3 protein-coding genes are annotated in these 1459 nt (G+C 71.4%); 2 read left to right on the plus strand and 1 reads right to left on the minus strand.

Annotated features, from left to right (window positions below):
• Nucleotides 1–172 (plus strand): DUF1993 family protein (locus tag AC1D15_RS32000; RefSeq protein ID WP_477829223.1); only part of this gene is annotated, 172 nt, incomplete at its 5' end.
• A 10-nt stretch (nt 173–182) separates the two neighbouring features.
• On the opposite strand, the gene AC1D15_RS32005 is transcribed toward AC1D15_RS32000, so the two are convergent.
• Entirely contained in the window at nt 183–641 is a 459-nt protein-coding gene (locus AC1D15_RS32005) for a hypothetical protein (protein WP_477829221.1), read from the minus strand.
• A gap of 44 nt (nt 642–685) precedes the next feature.
• On the opposite strand from AC1D15_RS32005, the gene AC1D15_RS32010 reads away from it, so the two are divergent.
• Nucleotides 686–1459: penicillin acylase family protein (locus AC1D15_RS32010; protein WP_477829222.1), on the plus strand; the 774-nt coding region annotated here is incomplete at its 3' end.

Below are 1459 nucleotides of genomic sequence, written 5' to 3' on the forward strand. Positions count from 1 at the left end.
GGATGTGACGATCCCGCGCCGCGACGGCCCGCTGACGCTGAAGGGCGAGGTCTACCTGCGCACCTTCGTGCTGCCGAACTTCTTCTTCCACGCGACGACGATCTATGCGCTGCTGCGCCACAACGGCGTCGAGTTGGGGAAGAGTGATTACCTCGGGCCGCTGGGCGGCTGAACCGGCAGGCCTACAGCGGTACGAATTCGGTGTCGCGGCCGGCCATCGGGAAGGCCGCGTCGAGCTGGCGGCGTACCGCCTTGCATCGCTCGGGCGGCAGCACGGCGAGCAGCGTTTCGCTCAGTTCGAGCAGCTCGCCGATGTCGCCCGCGATGCGCAGCTGGCGCTGCAGCAGCGCGGCCGAGGCGCCTTGCAGGCCCGAGGCCGATTCCATGAAGCACTGCTTCATCTCGACGAAGACGCGCCGTGCGGCCACACGGGCCAGTCGCTCATGGGGCATCCCGGGGATGTTCTGCAGCGCGGCGGCGTCGAGGTCGAACGAAAGGCGTGCGTTTTTCATGGCGATGGGCGTGTGACTCACGTGCATGGCTTTCGGCCGGTGCGCGCGCAGGTGTAGATCCGCTGGCATTCTGTGCAGGGCGCCGTGCCGCAGATCGCACGAAATGAGGCACTTCTGGCGGCTGTTCATCGGCCCGGCTGCGCCGCATGGCACCGAACACGAGGGAACGAACGATGAAATGGCTGAAGCGCGGGGCCCTCGGGCTGGTGATCGGGCTGTTGCTGGCGGTGGCCCTGCTGGGGCTGTATGCCTGGCGCACGCTGCCGCAGGTCGACGGCGGGCAGCGCGTCGACGGGCTGCGCGGCGAGGTGCGCATCGAGCGCGATGCGCAGGGCGTGCCGACCATCCACGCGGCGTCGCGCGAGGACGCGATGTTCGGCCTCGGCTTCGCCCATGCGCAGGACCGGCTGTGGCAGCTGGAGACGCACCGCCGCATCGGCGCCGGCCAGCTGGCCGAGGCGTTCGGCGAGCCGGCGCTCGAGACCGACCGCTTCCTGCGCGCCCTCGGCGTGCGCCGCGCCGCGCAGGCGCAGTGGGAGCGGGCCAGCCCGGCGGCGCGAGCCGCGCTCGAGGCCTACAGCGCCGGCATCAACGCCTGGCTGGCCGGTTCGCTGAAGGCGCGGCCGCCGGAGTTCGTGCTGCTCGGGCTGCAGCCGCAGCGCTGGACGCCGGTCGACAGCCTGGCCTGGGCGACGATGATGGCCTGGGACCTGGGCGGCAACTGGTCGACCGAGCTGCTGCGGATGCGGCTCGCGCTGAAGATGCCGGTCGAGCGCATCAACGAGCTGCTGCCGCCGTACCCCGGCGAGCCGCCGCTGGCGACGGCCGACTATGCGGCGCTGTTCCGCGGGCTGAAGGTGGACGGCACGCTCGGCCGCCAGGCGCTGCTGACGGCGCCTGAATCGGGCGTCGAGGGCGTCGGCTCCAACAACTGGGTGCTCGCCGGC

The sequence above is a fragment of the Rhizobacter sp. P2_H2 genome (assembly GCF_056403375.1).